Annotated in this window: 19 protein-coding genes; 10 read left to right on the top strand and 9 right to left on the bottom strand. The window is 68.4% G+C overall.

Annotated elements, in window-relative coordinates; all coding sequences use genetic code 11:
• Positions 1 to 26: 26 nt before the first annotated feature.
• Positions 27 to 662, top strand: a complete 636-nt coding sequence (locus ITJ62_RS05130; RefSeq protein ID WP_194599950.1) for a TetR/AcrR family transcriptional regulator — start codon at positions 27 to 29, stop codon at positions 660 to 662.
• 150 nt (positions 663 to 812) lie between these two features.
• The gene (locus ITJ62_RS05125; RefSeq protein ID WP_228497824.1) at positions 813 to 1,286 is read left to right on the top strand and encodes a hypothetical protein; all 474 of its coding nucleotides are present in this window, start codon (positions 813 to 815) and stop codon (positions 1,284 to 1,286) included.
• Positions 1,287 to 1,891: 605 nt separating this feature from the next.
• Here ITJ62_RS05125 and ITJ62_RS05120 read toward each other — a convergent pair.
• Positions 1,892 to 2,353, bottom strand: coding sequence for a putative immunity protein (locus tag ITJ62_RS05120; protein ID WP_228497822.1), 462 nt, complete (start codon positions 2,351 to 2,353; stop codon positions 1,892 to 1,894).
• 123 nt (positions 2,354 to 2,476) lie between these two features.
• Here ITJ62_RS05120 and ITJ62_RS05115 point away from each other — a divergent pair, with 123 nt between their 5' ends.
• Together ITJ62_RS05115 and ITJ62_RS05110 are read left to right on the top strand one after the other, a co-directional pair.
• Positions 2,477 to 3,268, top strand: coding sequence for an alpha/beta fold hydrolase (locus ITJ62_RS05115; RefSeq protein WP_194599948.1), 792 nt, complete (start codon positions 2,477 to 2,479; stop codon positions 3,266 to 3,268).
• An 11-nt stretch (positions 3,269 to 3,279) separates the two neighbouring features.
• Positions 3,280 to 3,711 (top strand): GbsR/MarR family transcriptional regulator, encoded by a 432-nt coding sequence (locus ITJ62_RS05110; protein WP_370581829.1) that lies wholly within the window; start codon positions 3,280 to 3,282, stop codon positions 3,709 to 3,711.
• Between the two features lie 143 nt (positions 3,712 to 3,854).
• Here the strand turns inward: ITJ62_RS05110 and ITJ62_RS05105 are convergent, their stop codons facing one another.
• Complete coding sequence (locus tag ITJ62_RS05105; protein ID WP_194599947.1) at positions 3,855 to 4,220, bottom strand: hypothetical protein; 366 nt, start codon at positions 4,218 to 4,220, stop codon at positions 3,855 to 3,857.
• 124 nt (positions 4,221 to 4,344) lie between these two features.
• On the opposite strand from ITJ62_RS05105, the gene ITJ62_RS05100 reads away from it, so the two are divergent.
• Together ITJ62_RS05100 and ITJ62_RS05095 are read left to right on the top strand one after the other, a co-directional pair.
• Positions 4,345 to 4,878 (top strand): hypothetical protein, encoded by a 534-nt coding sequence (locus tag ITJ62_RS05100; protein ID WP_194599946.1) that lies wholly within the window; start codon positions 4,345 to 4,347, stop codon positions 4,876 to 4,878.
• Between the two features lie 213 nt (positions 4,879 to 5,091).
• Positions 5,092 to 5,592 (top strand): GNAT family N-acetyltransferase, encoded by a 501-nt coding sequence (locus ITJ62_RS05095; protein WP_194599945.1) that lies wholly within the window; start codon positions 5,092 to 5,094, stop codon positions 5,590 to 5,592.
• Here the strand turns inward: ITJ62_RS05095 and ITJ62_RS05090 are convergent.
• From ITJ62_RS05090 to ITJ62_RS05075, 4 genes are all read right to left on the bottom strand, one after another.
• On the bottom strand, positions 5,520 to 6,347 hold the full coding sequence (locus tag ITJ62_RS05090; RefSeq protein ID WP_194599944.1) for a MerR family transcriptional regulator: 828 nt from the start codon (positions 6,345 to 6,347) through the stop codon (positions 5,520 to 5,522). The two genes, ITJ62_RS05095 and ITJ62_RS05090, sit on opposite strands and share 73 nt — an antisense overlap.
• Before the next feature lie 46 nt (positions 6,348 to 6,393).
• A complete protein-coding gene (locus tag ITJ62_RS05085; RefSeq protein WP_370581828.1) occupies positions 6,394 to 6,723 on the bottom strand; it encodes an SH3 domain-containing protein in 330 nt (109 codons plus the stop codon).
• 111 nt (positions 6,724 to 6,834) lie between these two features.
• On the bottom strand, positions 6,835 to 7,317 hold the full coding sequence (locus ITJ62_RS05080; protein ID WP_194599942.1) for a hypothetical protein: 483 nt from the start codon (positions 7,315 to 7,317) through the stop codon (positions 6,835 to 6,837).
• A 61-nt stretch (positions 7,318 to 7,378) separates the two neighbouring features.
• Positions 7,379 to 7,960: a uracil-DNA glycosylase family protein gene (locus ITJ62_RS05075; protein ID WP_194599941.1), complete on the bottom strand. Its 582-nt coding sequence runs from the start codon at positions 7,958 to 7,960 to the stop codon at positions 7,379 to 7,381.
• 39 nt (positions 7,961 to 7,999) lie between these two features.
• Between ITJ62_RS05075 and ITJ62_RS05070 the strand changes: the two genes are divergently transcribed.
• From ITJ62_RS05070 to ITJ62_RS05055, 4 genes are all read left to right on the top strand, one after another.
• The gene (locus ITJ62_RS05070; protein WP_194599940.1) at positions 8,000 to 9,556 is read left to right on the top strand and encodes a deoxyguanosinetriphosphate triphosphohydrolase family protein; all 1,557 of its coding nucleotides are present in this window, start codon (positions 8,000 to 8,002) and stop codon (positions 9,554 to 9,556) included.
• 142 nt (positions 9,557 to 9,698) lie between these two features.
• Complete coding sequence (locus ITJ62_RS05065; RefSeq protein WP_079706140.1) at positions 9,699 to 10,031, top strand: hypothetical protein; 333 nt, start codon at positions 9,699 to 9,701, stop codon at positions 10,029 to 10,031.
• Positions 10,032 to 10,119: 88 nt separating this feature from the next.
• Positions 10,120 to 10,491 (top strand): hypothetical protein, encoded by a 372-nt coding sequence (locus ITJ62_RS05060; RefSeq protein ID WP_194599939.1) that lies wholly within the window; start codon positions 10,120 to 10,122, stop codon positions 10,489 to 10,491.
• A 77-nt stretch (positions 10,492 to 10,568) separates the two neighbouring features.
• The gene (locus ITJ62_RS05055; protein WP_194599938.1) at positions 10,569 to 11,522 is read left to right on the top strand and encodes a helix-turn-helix transcriptional regulator; all 954 of its coding nucleotides are present in this window, start codon (positions 10,569 to 10,571) and stop codon (positions 11,520 to 11,522) included.
• Positions 11,523 to 11,540: 18 nt separating this feature from the next.
• Here ITJ62_RS05055 and ITJ62_RS05050 read toward each other — a convergent pair whose 3' ends face one another.
• The 3 genes from ITJ62_RS05050 to ITJ62_RS05040 form a co-directional block, all read right to left on the bottom strand.
• Complete coding sequence (locus ITJ62_RS05050; RefSeq protein ID WP_194599937.1) at positions 11,541 to 11,822, bottom strand: hypothetical protein; 282 nt, start codon at positions 11,820 to 11,822, stop codon at positions 11,541 to 11,543.
• Between the two features lie 137 nt (positions 11,823 to 11,959).
• Positions 11,960 to 13,648 carry an ABC-F family ATP-binding cassette domain-containing protein gene (locus ITJ62_RS05045; protein WP_192004050.1) on the bottom strand — a complete coding sequence of 563 codons (1,689 nt, stop codon included), beginning with the start codon at positions 13,646 to 13,648 and terminating at the stop codon, positions 11,960 to 11,962.
• Positions 13,649 to 13,888: 240 nt separating this feature from the next.
• Positions 13,889 to 14,965, bottom strand: coding sequence for a phosphotransferase family protein (locus ITJ62_RS05040; RefSeq protein WP_194599936.1), 1,077 nt, complete (start codon positions 14,963 to 14,965; stop codon positions 13,889 to 13,891).
• Between the last annotated feature and the right edge of the window lie 13 nt (positions 14,966 to 14,978).

Below are 14,978 nucleotides of genomic sequence, written 5' to 3'. Positions count from 1 at the left end.
TTACTGAGAGTAGATAGGATCGGGGGATGGAACCCACTACGGATGACAGCCTGAGGTCGGCACCGAGACGTCGCCTCTCGTGGGATGCGCGCCACGCGCAGTTACTCGATGCGTTCCGCGACCTCATCCGCACGCACGACCTGTCGGACGTCACGCTGGCGCGGGTGGCTGCGCACGCCGGCGTGACGAAGCCCGTGGCCTATGACCACTTCGGCGATCTGTCGGGCTTGCTGTCCGAGGTCTACCGGGCCTTCGAATCGCATCAGCGAGACGCCCTGGGCGCGGTGCTCGCGGGTGCACCGCTGGATCTCACCGCCGTCGCGGACCTGGTCGCCGAGGCCTACATCGGCTGCTGCATCGCGGAAGGGATGGAGCTTGCAGCCGTCGTGTCCGCACTTCGCGGATCGACGACGTTGAATGCCCTCCGATCCGAGGCGGAGCTGGCGTATCTCGAGATCTGCCGCGAGGCGCTGGAACCATGGACCGGCGCAATCGACCCGGCGCCGTTGAGTGCCATCCCCGGCGCCGGGGACGCCCTCGCCCGAAGCATCCTGTCCGGAACGCTCTCGACTGCTCGGGCCTCTGTGACACTCGCCGAGGTCGTCCGAGCGGTCGCGGTCGCTGCTGCTGTTCCTGGTTCGGCTGGGGAGCTCGCGACCTGAATGAGGGTTCCGACGGCGCAGGTGCCTGTCGAGTGCGGTCCGCGGGTGACGTTGTCCGTGCGGGGCATGCGCGCATAGCGTTGAGCCATGGCATCGGACACCTTCGGTATCTTCCTCAACGGTTCATACGGGGTGGGGAAGTCCTCGGTCTTGGATCATCTCGGCGACCGCTTCGCCGAAGAAGAGCTCCCGTTCAGCTTGTTCGACGTCGACTGGTTCCATCGGTCCTGGCCGAGCGCTGCTGATGACCCGGCGAACGTGCTCACCGAAGCGAAGAACATGCGGGCGGTTTGGAACAACTACCTGGAGACCGGTCCGCGGACACCGATCGTGGCCGGAGTGATCGAGTCCGTTGAGGACGCCCGCCGATACGAGGAGGTGTTCGGTCGTGAATTGCGAATCGTCCACCTGGTGGCTTCGCCGGGGGTGGCGGAGCAGCGTCTCCGGCGTCGTTATGACGCCGGCCGTGCTGACGCCTTGAACTGGCATCTCGCGAACCATCGACGGCTCGTGGCCGTTCTGGCTCATGCCGACTGGCATGCGCTCACCGTCGACACGGACGGCTTGACGCCCGCTCAGGTGGCCGCAGCGGTGTTCACTGCCCTCGATCCTGTTCGCGGTTGAGGCAGTTGAATGCGCGAGAGCCCGCAGAACCACCGGAGAAGCTCGCCGCAACGTGAACATCGCCGACGGACCGACGTACCTCCCGTCGGATGCGTTCGACGCCGCGGTCGCCGCGCTTCAGGGAGCGTGGGAGTCGTTGAACCCCTCCGCTTGATCGGTCGTCGTGGTCGCGATTCACGGCTGGTCCGCGAACGTTCATGCATACCCTCATGGCAAACCGTCGTTTCCGGCCGGCATGCCCGTTCACGCCGCGGCCTCCCATCTCTCCGAGGTTGAGTTCCATCCCGGTTTCACAGTCGACACCGGGGCGTTGGACCCGGCGTACCGCGGCTCGGAGTATGTGACTTTGGCCGCAGGCTTGGCCGGAACGCTGACGCCCGACGTTCTCGGTGATACGGCACGCTCGGGGCGATATGGCCCGCAATCACTCAAGAAGGTGTGGCACCTCCTCGCGAGGTACGGGCGCGTTGTCGACACCTTCGAGCAAGGCCCGCCTGCGACCAAACTGCCGCGGACAGGACGCCGGCCGCCTGCAGAGGTGCGGCGGAATGCGGCGGGGCCGCCATGAGACGGGCGCTTCCCCGTGTCTGAAGCGACGGTGTCGGCTAGAGCCCCTTCGGGAATCCGATCGAGCGCAGCTCGGGTGCCAGTTCCTCCCACTGGCAGGCGCGCTCAGCTTCCAGAGAGGCCGTACCGTCTCCGCCGAGGCCCACGGCTTTCGCGGCGTAGGTCGCTGCGTGCGGAGCGTGGTCGAACATGTGGGCTACCGCGCATGCCTGACCGGCTGCACGAGCAGCGGCCACGGCGGCGGCGGCCACTCCTGCCTCCGTCGCATCGCGTGCGGCCGCGTGCGCTGCGAATGCAGCGGTGCGGCACGCCGTCATCGGAAGTTCACCTCGTTCCCAAGCTCGGAGTGCCACGATCGCTGCGCGTGGTCGATCGTCACCTGGGCGCTGTTGTTCGAAGATCGGTAGAGCTCGCTCCGCGCAGGTCGCCGCCCACAGCGCGATCGCGTGATGGATCGCCGGCTCAGGGTTTGCCCACTTCGGTTTCGTCTCTTCGCTCACTCCTCGATCGTCTCAGGGATCAAACGGAGAAAGATCGGCCCGCCGCAGGTTGCCATCCGGGTGAGCGCGCGTACGTCAGAGGGGCGGCCTGGATGCGCTCATCAACGTTGCTATATTCAGCACATGGTGAATCTGGATGCGAAGCTACCGCTCGCTGGGTGCTCCGTGGCCTATCGCGACTCAGGGCCGCCCGGGCCGGCGGTCCTGTTTCTGCATGGCGCAGGAGCAGACCACGTGTCGTTCGAGGAGCAAGCTCGCGCCGTGGTGGGCTCAGGTCGCCGTGCCGTCGTGTGGGACATGAGGGGGCACGGGTTGTCGAGGCCCAACACCTCGCCCATCACCGCAGATCAGTTCGTCGCCGATGCTGAAGCGGTCATATCAGGACTCGGCCTGGGCCGGCCCGTGCTTGTCGGTCACTCCTTGGGCGGGAACATGGCGCAGGAAATGGTCAGACGACGACCAGAGGCATACGCAGGTCTCGTCGTCGTCGACGCCACCTGGAATGCCGGGCCACTCGGGTGGATGGAGCGGCGACTTCTTCGCCTCGCGGCTCCTGCGCTCGCCCTCATCCCTGCGCGCACCCTTCCGGGCTTGATGGCCCGGGCCTCCGCCGTCACCGACGCCGCTCAGAAGGACTTGGCACGGGCGTTCTCACGTGTGCCGAAGCATGACTTCCTCGCGATCTGGCGAGCGACCGTCTCGTTCGTCAGTCCCGCTCCGCGCTACCGCACTCCGATCCCGTTGTGCCTCATTCGTGGCGCTCAGGATCGAACAGGCAACATCGCGAAGGCGATGCCCGCCTGGGCTGAGCACGAAGAGATCGGTGAAGTGGTGATCCCAGACGCGGGACATGTACCGTCACAAGACGCTCCAGACGTTGTGACGACAGCGCTACTGCGCTTTCTGGATTCGTGAGACGAGGACCAGTGAACAAAGACAACGACTTCATCAATGCCGTCGGCGACATGCTCGCTTCCTGGAACCTCTCGCGCGCGACTGGACGTGTCTACGGCGCTCTCCTTCTCGAAGATGCACCAGTCTCTCTCGACCATCTCGGGACCACCGTCAAGCTCAGCAAAGGCCAGGTCAGCACCTCCAGCCGGGAACTGGTGGCCTGGGGGCTCGCGCGCACGATCCCGCAACCAGGGAGCCGACGGGTGCTCGTGGAGGCGACGACAGGTCTGGAAACACTCCTTGAAGCGTCGCAGCGCCGAGCGCGCGCCCTCGTCGATGCGCTCGCCAGTGGGCGGGAACTCATCGCCCACGACTCGCACGCCGGCCAGCGACTCGAGGACGTCATCGCCCTCTTCGACGGCTACGTGCGAGCGGGAGACCAGATCCTCCATCCCCGAACCTGAGAATCCCAATCACCCGTCTCGCGAATGACGATGGTCTCAACTGGTCAACGTGCCACCAAGGTTTTACCTGGAGGTTCGTGTGTTCACGAAGGATCAGGTCAACACGTTATGGAAAGCGCTCGGCACCAACGCGACAGCTGTGCTCACACAGCGGACGGCCGAGGACGGGAACCATCCGTGGCCAACGCGACGATGTGCTCGGCCCACGCGACGGCCAACGCCGCGCACCCGCTCCACGCGAGCGCCGTGGGGAGCGGCCCCAGCGCCGCCGCGAGGCCGACGGCCGTCAAGACGACCGTGAGGACGAGAACCGGAACCGCCGCGCGTGAGGGCGCGACGCGGCTGCTGGAGCGCCAGATCTCATAAAGCGCTCCCAGCGTGACGACCGCGAGGACAAGGGACAGCCACCACATCGACACCATCACGCTCAGCGTGACGGACGCCCCGATTGCACCGAGGATGAGTGCGGCTGTCCTCGCCGATCGGGGCGATTTCGTTGTGTCGGTCATGAGTGGGGCTCCTCTTCGGTCTCGCTCTGTGCCCGCACACCGTAAACCATCAAGTTCGGGTGATTGCCGAACCAGGGAAACGCAAGCTCGTCAGATGATCAGAGGCGACCACTAACCTCGACGAGTGACGAAGGCTCCAGATACTGCGCAGGTTCGAACCGTTCTCGTCGGTGGTCTTTCTCACGGCGAGCTGCTGGCTCGATTCACCGAGATGGGCGTTCTGCTGAACGCACACGCCGAGACACTCCTAGCCGAAGCACTGGGCGGGGGTGCCTCCGAGGCGGAGGCGGTATCGATTGTCGAGCGCTCGGTGCGGGACCTTGGCCTACCAGAGGGCGGGATGCTACCCGAGATCTACGACCACGCAAAGAGTGAGGGGCTGCGCCTCTGCCCTTCCGTCACAGCGGCCCACCTGCGACTTGTGACTGCGGATCAGGCGTCTGCTCCCGACAGTGTGCTGAGTTCCGGTCGCGCTCCGTCCGGGTCGCTCACCGTCGCCTCGCCCCGCCTCAAGGAGGACGACGACTTCCCAGCCGGCCTCTACCTCAGGGTGATCGACGACCAATTATGGCTGCGGGGATACACGTGTGACGACCAGCACGTGTGGTCGGCCGACGACAGGTTTGTGTTTCGGACGGGCGACGAAGCGCTGATTTGACGGCCACGGACTACATCCTCGACGATCTGCCGGTCGACCTGCCCGCTCACGAGCGGCTCGCATTGGACGCCCTGCGCGAGGGGCGCAGGTCAGCGGTCCTCACGTACGGGTTCTGACCAGCTGAGCCGTTCCGAGTCCGGGCAGCGCCGTGCAGCTGCCCTCACCGACGAACAGCCATAGACGCCCACCGACCACCCTGGCAGACTGTCTTCGATGAGGCTGCAACCCACGTCCGCGGACGATTTCGACGCGCTGCGTCGTCTGTTCGATGACCCCTCCTTCCATGGCTGGGGAGGACCGGGACAGCTGTCCGACGAGCTCATCCGCGCCAAGTACCTGGGCGCACGACTCCCCGCTGTCGAGTGCTTCCTCGTCCTGCTCGATGACCATGCGGTCGGACTCGTCCAGCTCCATACCGACGGCGCGGAGGGTGCCGGGATCGACCTCATCCTGTCGCCCTCCGCGCGAGGCCAAGGCACCGGTCGACGGGTGGTCGAAGCCATGCTGTCCCGTGCGCGAGCCAGGAACATCGCTCGACTCACCGTCGACCCGGAGGTCCGGAACGAGCGCGGCGTCCGGTTCTGGCGAGCCGTCGGGTTCGAGCCGCGTCAGACGGTCACCGACCACGCTGGACGAGCGCCCTATGTGGTGCTGTCGCGCAGCACCGAGGCGGCAGCGATCGGCTGCTGCAGTTCCGTGACCCAGTCGGACTGATCCTCCGACACCGCCCGCACGTACAGCTCCCGGCAGGGCCCCGACGGCACGAACCCCCGGGCGATGATCTCGGCGTGGATCGACTGCCAGCTCTCGGCGATCCGGTCCATCGACCCGAGATGGATGCCGCAGATCGCCAGGTGCTCGGCCGGCAGCTCGATGACCTCGAAGCCTTCGCGGGGCGCGCCGTTGTAGGCGTAGCCGACGACGACCTTGGTGCCGTCCTCGCTCGCGCTGTATTGCGCGATCGGCGTGGTCAGCGAACCGCTCTCGTCGCCGATGATGGACGCGACCGCGTCGAACGAGGGTCCGACGAAGTCCGCGATGTCCGGCTGGGAGGGGACGACGCCACGACGGGCGGCCAGGCGAACGGCGGGCAGGGGCTTCTCGATGATCTCGATCTCTGACATGTGATGCTCTCTTTCGATGAGGTGGAGCCGCCGTTCCACATCGACGAGTCGTGCGGCCGCGACGCGATGCTCGCGTTCGACCTCGGCTCGACGCACCTGCAACAACCGGGCGATGCGCGCGGCATCCACCCCTTGGTCGAGGATCAGGGCGACGTCCTCGAGACCGAAGCCGAGATGGCGAAGCGCCACGATCCGATGCAGTCGTTCCAACTGCGAAGGATCGTACGAGCGGTAGCCGCTGGACTCATCCACATGGGCAGGCACGAGCAGACCTGCGGTGTCCCAATGCCGGAGCATCCGGTGGGTCACCTGGCCGATCTGCGCGAACGCTCCGATGGACAACATGTCTCAGTTCTCCCTCCTCACACGGTGTCAGAGTCAAGCATCTCGATCACTCCACCGTGAGCACGCGGTGGGGAATCCACCCCTCGCGACCGTCGGCGTTCCGACACCAGGACCAGCCGCTTTCCGGATCGTCCTCGACGACGTCGACGGTGTCGCCGGTGACCGCGGGGAGCTCTGTGGTGTCGTATCCGGCGCGGACGACACCCACCGACCCGTCGATGTCGAGGTGGCGGGCGGGCACCCAGCCCGTTCCGTGTGACGCCGTCACGAACACGAACGCGGGCCACTCCGTGTCCCGGTCCCCGACCTGAACGACGTCGCCGGGCCTCACCACCAACGGGTCACGCTTGGGAATCTCATGATCAGCAAGCAACACGCATCGCACAGCGTCAATCCTCCCGTCAGTGCGGTTCTCCGCCGCCGGGATACACGCCATGGAGCTACCGCGGGAAGCGGTCTCGCGGACGAGCTCGGCGGCGGAGCGTTCTTAGTTCCCGCTGATGACGCTCACCGCTTGGAGGCCGACCACGATGGCGTTGATCGGTACGGCGATGATGAGCACGACGACGGCGCCGATGACGGCGATGATCGAGTGTCGAGGCGTTCGCTTGTGGACCCGCGCCTGCAGGATCAGCACGACGATGGGCGACCCGATCGCGATCGCGGCGCCGAGCATGAACCCGGCGAGCATTCCGCCGCCGCTGAGCCGGTCCTCAGACGGACCGAACTCGCCCTGCAGTGCGAACGAGAGTTGGACGAGCCAGCTCACGACCAGCAGCCCGAACAGGAGCAGCGTGATGCCGACGCCGGACACTCGCCCGGTGACCGGTCCGTCCTGGTCGGCTGCTCCGGTTTCGGCGGCTGACACGGATCCGGGGTCCGACACGGCGGGCACTGTGGTCGAGCTCGGCCCTGACGGCGGATCGACCGGCGGCCGCAGTCCATCGCCGGTGATCGGTTCGTCGCTCACGACGTGCCCCTCGTTCGTTCGACCAGACGCCGATGTCTCGGCATCTTCATCAGCCTATTCGTCACGACGTGAGCGCCGCCCGCACCTGCGCGGCGAGCAGGGGAACCGTCTCCTCCTGGAACCAGGGGTTCTTACTGCGCCAGCCGCGTGCGAGTGGCGACGGGTGCACGATCGGGAAGAGCGGGAGGTGCGTCTCTGCGGCCCGGACGTTCTCCGTCAGGGTGCGTCCGGCTCGCGGTCCGAGGTAGGCGCGCTGGGCGTAGGCGCCGATGAGGATCGTCAGGCGCACCTCGGTCAGCTGCTCGAGCAGGCGCGGATGCCAGCGCGGCGCGAAGTCCCGGCGCGGCGGCAGGTCGCCGCTCGTCCCCTTGCCCGGGAAGTAGAAGTCCATCGGGATGATCGCGACGTTCGCCGGGTCGTAGAACTCCTCGGGCGTCACACCCATCCAGGAGCGGAGGAGGACACCGCTCGGGTCGTTCCACGGGATGCCCGACTCCTGCGCCAGGCGACCAGGCGCCTGACTGATGATGAGCACGCGGGCCGCGGGGGAGGCGATGAAGAGCGGTTCCCACCCGAGCTCGGTCGCCCAGGCGTTCGACTCGTGCGCGGCGACCTCGGCTCGGAGTCGATCGATCGGATGCATCCCTGCAGTCTCCCACCCGCCGCGCAATACAGTGAGGGGATGGACGACGACCAGCGGCGACGGCGACTCATCCCCGAGCCGGTGGACCGGTTCGCGACCGGCGAGGAGTACCCCGAGTACCGGGTCGACCTCGAGCGCATCCGGTTCTCCCCGTACTTCGCGCGGTTGTCCGCGGTGACGCAGGTCGTCTCGCCCTCCGGCGTCGGCCAGGTCGTCCACAACCGGCTCACGCACTCCATCAAGGTGACCGCGGTCGCCCGTGCCATCGCGATGCAGCTCACCACGACGGATCCCGAGCAGAACGCCATCGTCGAGCGCCTCGGCGGTTGCGACCCGGTCGTCGTGCAGGCCGCCGCCTCCGCCCACGACCTCGGCCACCCGCCGTTCGGCCACCTCGGCGAGCAGGTCCTCGACCGCCTGGCCCGCGAGCGGCTCGGCCTCGCGGAAGGGTTCGAGGGCAACGCGCAGTCGTTCCGCATCCTCTCCGCGCTCGACGTGTGCGAGACGGTGAAGGAGGGCCTCAACCTCACGGCCGCCTCCCGCGCCGCGGTGCTCAAGTACCCCTGGGGTCGCACCATCCACCGCCCCGACCTCGACCCGGCCGATCCGACGAGGATGCCGCGCGGGTCCACCGCCAGCCGCTGGGAGACCGCGCCGCCGAAGTTCTCCGCGTACACCCTCGACCTCGACGACATGCTCGACGCCCGCAGTGCGTTCACGGCGATCGCCCCCTGGCAGCAGACCGTCGAGTGCTCCGTGATGGACGTCGCCGACGACATCGCGTACTCCCTGCACGACCTCGACGACTTCTACCGGGCCGGCGTCCTGCAGCAGGCGGCGGTGGCGGTCGAGTTCCGCACCTTCCTCCGCGATCAGCACACCCTCGCCGCGCTCGACGCCGAGGAACTCTGGAGCCGCGCGCCCGGCCACTCGCTCGAACTCCTGCGTCGGCGGATCGTCTCACGCGACCCGTGGATCGCCAGCGACGAGCACTTCCGGGCGTCGGTCCAGCGGGTCGCGACCGAACTCGTCGAAGGGCTCCTCGCGGTCCCCTTCGACGGTTCCAGCCGAACCGAGCGCGCCATCGAATCGTTCGTGTCGTCCTGGATCGGTCGCCTCCAGCGCTCCGTCCTCGTCGTCGAGGAGCCGAACGTGCGCTCCGGCCACGTGTCGCTCCTGCCCGAGGCCTGGCACGACGTCACCGTGCTGAAGTTCGTCCACACCCGGTTCGTCATCGACCGGCCGGACTTCGCCACCTACCAGCGAGGGCAGTCGCGGGTGCTCGACGTGCTCGTCAGCGAACTGGACAGCTGGCTCGACGACCCCCGCGACGGCCCGCGTGCGCCGCAGAAGCTCCTCGACTTCGTCGAACTCGCCACCGACGGCTACTTCCGACTCCGGGCGGACAATCCCGACTGGCTCCCTGCGGACCCCGAGTCCGACAGCGGGCGCCCGCAGAGCGACCCGCGCACCCTCGGTCGGCTCGGACGGGCCCGCGGCATCCTCGACTATGTCGCCTCGTTGACCGATGAACAGGCGACGGCGCTCGCCGCCAGACTGCGCGGCGATCGCGAGGCCTGGGCCTTCGGCAGCTGAGCGCAGCCTGAACGCCGACCCGGTTCCGGGCGATACCCGACGCATTTCGGATAGGTCAGAGCAGGGGATCGCTAGAACATCTAGCGTTATCAACGGCGCCGGGAACCAGCCCGGAACCGAAACAGAACGGATGGCGCGCCTCATGGGAAACCTCCTCTACGGAACCCCTCCGACCCCGCACGAGATCGAAGACCGACTGCTCGCTCACCTGCAGACGGTCATCTTCACGAAGTTCCGACGCAACGAGAGCTTCGCGTTCCACCTCGAAGCCGTCCCCGGTCGTGGGACCGGACGTCAGTCGCTCTGGCTGAACCCGATGATCCCCCTCCAGTTCTCGTTCTACGGCAGCCGTGCCCCCGAGCTCAACCGTGAGTGGTTGGCCGCGCTCCTCGAGCAGGCCAACAGCGCCAAGGGCATGCGCGTCGTCCCCGAGCCGGCAGCCGGCGCCGCGAAGCGCGTCGAGTCCGCGGCCTAGGTCCGAGCATCCGCTCCGGCGGATCGATCAACGCCACGACGAGCTCCGGCCGTCGGGCATTTGCGAAACACCAGTTGGGGGTGGGACCGTGACGACCTGGACTCCCAGCGCGCCCGACTTTCTCGCCCTGGACGATGCGCGCACCACCGGGCGACTCCTCGACCGCACCGACATCGTCTTCGAGACCTCGCACGTCAGTGCCGAGTCGGGCGGCGGCCTGTCACTCAGCCGGGCAGCCATCGCCCTGGACGTCGACGGCGACACCGTCCACGTCCTGACGCGACACATCGTCGCGTGGACACTCCGAGCAGAGGGTGGACTGATCGTCGTGACCGTCTGGTCCGAGCGACCGACCGCCGTCCACGAGACGACGGTCCTGCCGCGCTTCGCCCGCATCACGTCGTCGGCGATGACCGACGTCCTGGGCGCGGAGCACGGCTTCCTGCAAGGGACCGCCTGACATCGAGTGGACTGCTCCACGTCCGGACGCCCCCGCCGAGGGTGACAGCCCGGCATCGTCGTGAGATTCTATGAGCGATGAGCGAACACACGGGACCCGCCGAGCGGTCCGAGATCGCAGGTCGCGACGTCGATGAGGCCCGCGACCTGTTCGCCGGTGCGTACAACGCCGGCGAGATGGTCATCGAGCCCACGGAATCGGAGTTCACCTTCCGGTACACCGCCATCGGCGACGACGAATTGACCCTGCGCGGCACCCAGTTCGACGGCCATGTCACGGGTACGGTCCTGACACAGGGCGAGTACATCGTCTCGTGGTTGACCGCGGGTAGCGGAGCCACCGACCTCGCCGGCGACCCGGTGCGACTCGTCCATGGGCAGCCGGCGATGTTCGCGAACAACCGGCTGGCCGAATTCGACTTCACGGACTACCGGCAGAACCTCATGCACTTCGACGGGACATTCCTCGAGCGGGTGGCCGGCGAGGTGGAGGGCACGAGCGGCCCGATCCTCTTCGACACGACGGCCCGCCCGACCGGCGAACAACTCCGTCGCTGGGCCGCCTCGGTGACGTCCGTCGCGCGGGTCATCTATGACGACGCGAGTCCAGCGCTCCTGCGGGCCGAGGCGAACCGTGCGGCGGCGGTCGCGCTCCTGGAGACGTTCCCGCACACGGCGCTCCACGCGCCGGTCGAGATCGGGCTGCCGAGCGGTGGCAAGACACGCGCCGCCGTCGAGTTCATGATCGCCAACGCGCACCTCCCCATCCGCACGGAGGACGTGGCCGAAGCGAGCGGCATGAGTCAGCGCAGTCTCCAGAGCGCCTTCCGCAAGGAGCACGACATCACCGCGATCGACTACCTCAGGCGCGTCCGGCTCGACCGGGTGCAGGAGGAGCTTCGCAAAGCCGACCCAGGGCGTGCCACGGTCGCCGAGATCGCCAACCGATGGGGGTTCGCCCACCTCGGACGCTTCTCCGCCTCGTACACCAACCGCTTCGGTGAGTACCCGAGCACGACGCTCGGCTCATAGCCGTCGAGGCCGGTCAGGTCAGAACTCGCCGAACTCGTCGTACTCGTCGAGACCGGACAGGGTTCCCGTCTCGATCGTGGGGACGATCTCCAGGGCACGGTTCGCGAACGACTCCACCGTGATGTGCAGGCCGGGGCTGACGAGCACGTCGATGGTCCGGTCGGAGGAGAGCGGGACGCGGACGAATCGGCCACCGGCTTGGACGGCGGATTCGATCTCGGACATGAGCGTGGGCAGGTCGACACCCGGTTCGATGTCGTAGGTGGCGCGGCCGATGGCGATGCTGTACTGCAGGACCATCACCTCCGAGCTCGGGTTGTTGATGCAAGCGTAGGGAACGGTCCTGAGTACGGCGGTGGGTTGACCAAGTCGGCGACTCATGCAGGGGGGTGTCGCCTCAGTCTTCCTCCTGGGTGGTGAAACTGCGGCGACACCCGCTACCGCGCACGGTCGACGCGCGTCTCCTCCCAGACGGGCTCGTCGGAGGCCTGCACCCGGCCGTCGGAGCCGAAGACGAGGAAGCGGTCGAAGCCTCGCGCGAACCAGCGGTCGTGGGTGACCGCGATCACGGTGCCCTCGAAACCCGCCAGACCCTGCTCGAGCGCCTCCGCCGAGACGAGGTCGAGGTTGTCGGTCGGCTCGTCGAGCAGGAGCAGCGTGGCGCCGGACAGTTCGAGCAGGAGGATCTGCAGGCGCGCCTGTTGCCCGCCGGAGAGGGACTCGAACGGCTGCTCGGCCGCACCCGCCAGCCCGTAGCGGTCGAGCACGCGGCTGGCGGCCTCGCGGGGGAGACCCGACCGGTGCTCGTCGCCGCGGTGCAGGATGTCGAGCAGGGTCCGGCCGACGAGTTCGGGGTGCCGGTGCGACTGTGCGAACCACCCCGGCTGCACGCGCGCGCCGAGCTTGGCGTCGCCGTCGTGCTCGACGGGGACGAGCGCGTCGCCCGCTGCGGCGAGGTGCCCCGCGCCCGGATCGGGATCCGTCCCGCCGCCGGCGAGCAGCCGGAGGAAGTGCGACTTGCCCGAACCGTTCGAACCGAGGACGCCGATGCGCTCGCCGAACCAGATCTCCGCGTCGAACGGCTGCATGAGGCCGGTCAGTTCCAGCCCCGTGCAGACGATCGCGCGGCGGCCCGTGCGTGCGCCGCGGAGGCGCATCGTGACCTGCTGGTCCTTCGGCCGCTCCTCGGGCGGACCGGCCTCCTCGAACTTGGCGAGTCGGGTCTGCGCGGCCCGGTAGCGGGAGGCCATGGAGTCGTTGAACTTGGCCTGCTCGCGCAGACGCAGCACGAGGGCGCGCAGCTTCACGCGGTCCTCGTCCCAGCGCCGGCGGAGTTCGTCGAGTCGGTCGAGGCGGGCGTCGCGGGCCTCGTGGTAGCTGCGGAAGCTCGCGCCGTGGGTCCACGTCGTGCTGCCGGCCGCACCGACCTCGAGGGTGATGATGCGGGTCGCCGCCTGCGCCAGGAGCTCGCGGTCGTGCGAGACGAGGAGGACCGTCTTCCGGGTCTCGGCGAGCATCCCCTCGAGCCAGCGCTTCGTCGGGACGTCGAGGGAGTTGTCGGGCTCGTCGAGGAGGAGGACCTGCTCGGGGCCGCGGAACAGGGCCTCCAGGACGAGCCGCTTCTGCTCGCCGCCGGACAACGTGCCGAGCGTCCGCCACTGCGCGCGGTCGTAGGGCACCCCGAGTGCCGCCTCGCAGCAGCTGTCCCAGAGCACCTCCTGGTCGTACCCGCCGGCGTCGGCGTACTCGGCGAGCGTCGTCGCGTAGGCCATCTGCGTCGCCTCGACGTCGTCCTCCATGAGGGCGAGCTCGGCGCGGTCGACCGCCTCGGCCGCCGCACGCACCCGCGGAGGCGCGACCTGGACGAGGAGGTCACGGACCGTCCGGTCGTCGTCACCGCGACCGACGAACTGGTCCATCACACCGAGACCGCCGTCGATGGAGACGACCCCGGAGTCGGGCTGGAGTTCGCCGCGGATGATCCGCAGGAGCGTCGTCTTCCCGGCGCCGTTCGCTCCGATGAGCGCGGCGATCGCCCCTTCGCCGACGCGGAACGAGACCTCGTCCAGCAGGGTCCGTCCGTCGCTCAGCGTGTAACTGAGGTCGCTGACGTCGATGTAGCCCATGGTGCGCACTCCCCAGGGAGCTGATCGCTCCCGAACGGGCCCGCGCTGGTTCGCGCCGGGCCGCCCACCGCCTGGCGAGCCGACCAGTCTAGCCGCGCCGGTACGGCCGCGCGCAACCGCCGCTGCGCACAACTCCTGCTGGACACGGCAACATGGCCACCTCACCGACGCATCCCCGCGAGGGTGCGTTGCTGGGTCTGCGAGCTGCAGGAGTTATGCGCAGTGACACCTGGTCCGCGCTCAGTCGAGCGAGGCCGCGATGTCACCGATCCACGTGCGCACCGACGCGTCGTGCTCGTCGAACCAGTCGCCCTCGTAGCCGCGCGGGACGCCTTCGACCACCATGACGAGCGCGAGGTACAGGGACCACAGGCGCGCGCGGGTCCGGGTGTCCTCGTCGGGGAGGAGCTCGCGGCCGGAGGTCTCGCGGTAGGCACGGAGGAGTTCCGAGTCGGCGGCGACCGTCTCCGGCACGTCGGTGAAGAGCGCCAGGGAGACGAGGTCGGCGGTGGGGTCGGCCCAGTGCGCGCGCTCATGGTCGATGACGCCGGTCAGTTGGGCGGCCTCCGCCCCGTGCTCGGGCATGACGAGGAGGTTGCCCTCCCAGAGGTCGAAGTGGACGAGCGTCGGCTCCGTCACGGTGTCGAAGGCCGGCAGCGCGGTGTCGATCAGGTGTCGGATCTCGTCCGCCGCGACCGGGAGGTCGACCTCGAACCGCAGGGCGTCGGCGAGGACGGCCTCCACGACGAGTCGGTAGGCGTCGGCGGCGGTCGCCGCCTGGAGCTCCGGGCGGAAGGGGTAGCCGAATCGGTTCCCCTCGGCGAGGCCGGTCGCCGGATCGGTGGACGCGGCCTCCGCCGGGATGTCGACGTCGTCTGGTTCCACGTGGAACGGCGTGCGTCCTGCCTCGTGCAGGCGGGCGAGCGTGCGGCCGAGGACGTCGCGGGCGAGGGGGACGGTCTCGGTGCTGTTCGCCGGCCGGCCGGTGAGCTCGGTCATCACGAGGGCGTCGCGTCCGTCGAGCGTCGCCTCGAAGACGATCTCCGGCTGCGGCACCTCCGCACGGCCGAGGATGCGGAGGGCGAGCGCCTCGGTCGCCATGAGGGACCGCTCGTAGGTGAGGCCGGCCGCGTCCGCGGGGGAGAGCTTCACGATGACGCGCTCGCCGCCGTCGAGTTCGACCGCTGCGACCTCGTTCGCCGTGCCCGCTCCGAGCATCGTGATGGTCGGGCTGCCGGGCTGCATCGCCGGTCGCTCGGCCGCCCAGTGCTCGGCGACCGCGATCATGGTGCCACTGGGGCGAGGGGTTCGGCTCATCCGCCCACGGTAG

Source organism: Plantibacter sp. VKM Ac-2876, assembly GCF_015350715.1.
Taxonomy (GTDB): domain Bacteria; phylum Actinomycetota; class Actinomycetes; order Actinomycetales; family Microbacteriaceae; genus Plantibacter; species Plantibacter auratus.
The sequence above is the reverse complement of the archived record's forward strand: the minus strand, read 5'-3'. Positions and strand labels throughout refer to the sequence as shown.

Bases quoted from the DNA above. Each gene is read 5' to 3' on its own strand.
- ITJ62_RS05045 (WP_192004050.1), bottom strand. From the start codon at position 13,648: ATGGGCTACATCGACGTCAGCGACCTCAGTTACACGCTGAGCGACGGA.
- ITJ62_RS05130 (WP_194599950.1), top strand. From the start codon at position 27: ATGGAACCCACTACGGATGACAGCCTGAGGTCGGCACCGAGACGTCGC.
- ITJ62_RS05055 (WP_194599938.1), top strand. From the start codon at position 10,569: ATGAGCGAACACACGGGACCCGCCGAGCGGTCCGAGATCGCAGGTCGC.
- ITJ62_RS05095 (WP_194599945.1), top strand. From the start codon at position 5,092: ATGAGGCTGCAACCCACGTCCGCGGACGATTTCGACGCGCTGCGTCGT.
- ITJ62_RS05090 (WP_194599944.1), bottom strand. From the start codon at position 6,347: ATGTTGTCCATCGGAGCGTTCGCGCAGATCGGCCAGGTGACCCACCGG.
- ITJ62_RS05040 (WP_194599936.1), bottom strand. From the start codon at position 14,965: ATGAGCCGAACCCCTCGCCCCAGTGGCACCATGATCGCGGTCGCCGAG.
- ITJ62_RS05070 (WP_194599940.1), top strand. From the start codon at position 8,000: ATGGACGACGACCAGCGGCGACGGCGACTCATCCCCGAGCCGGTGGAC.
- ITJ62_RS05115 (WP_194599948.1), top strand. From the start codon at position 2,477: ATGGTGAATCTGGATGCGAAGCTACCGCTCGCTGGGTGCTCCGTGGCC.
- ITJ62_RS05075 (WP_194599941.1), bottom strand. From the start codon at position 7,960: ATGCATCCGATCGATCGACTCCGAGCCGAGGTCGCCGCGCACGAGTCG.
- ITJ62_RS05050 (WP_194599937.1), bottom strand. From the start codon at position 11,822: ATGGTCCTGCAGTACAGCATCGCCATCGGCCGCGCCACCTACGACATC.
- ITJ62_RS05065 (WP_079706140.1), top strand. From the start codon at position 9,699: ATGGGAAACCTCCTCTACGGAACCCCTCCGACCCCGCACGAGATCGAA.
- ITJ62_RS05105 (WP_194599947.1), bottom strand. From the start codon at position 4,220: ATGACCGACACAACGAAATCGCCCCGATCGGCGAGGACAGCCGCACTC.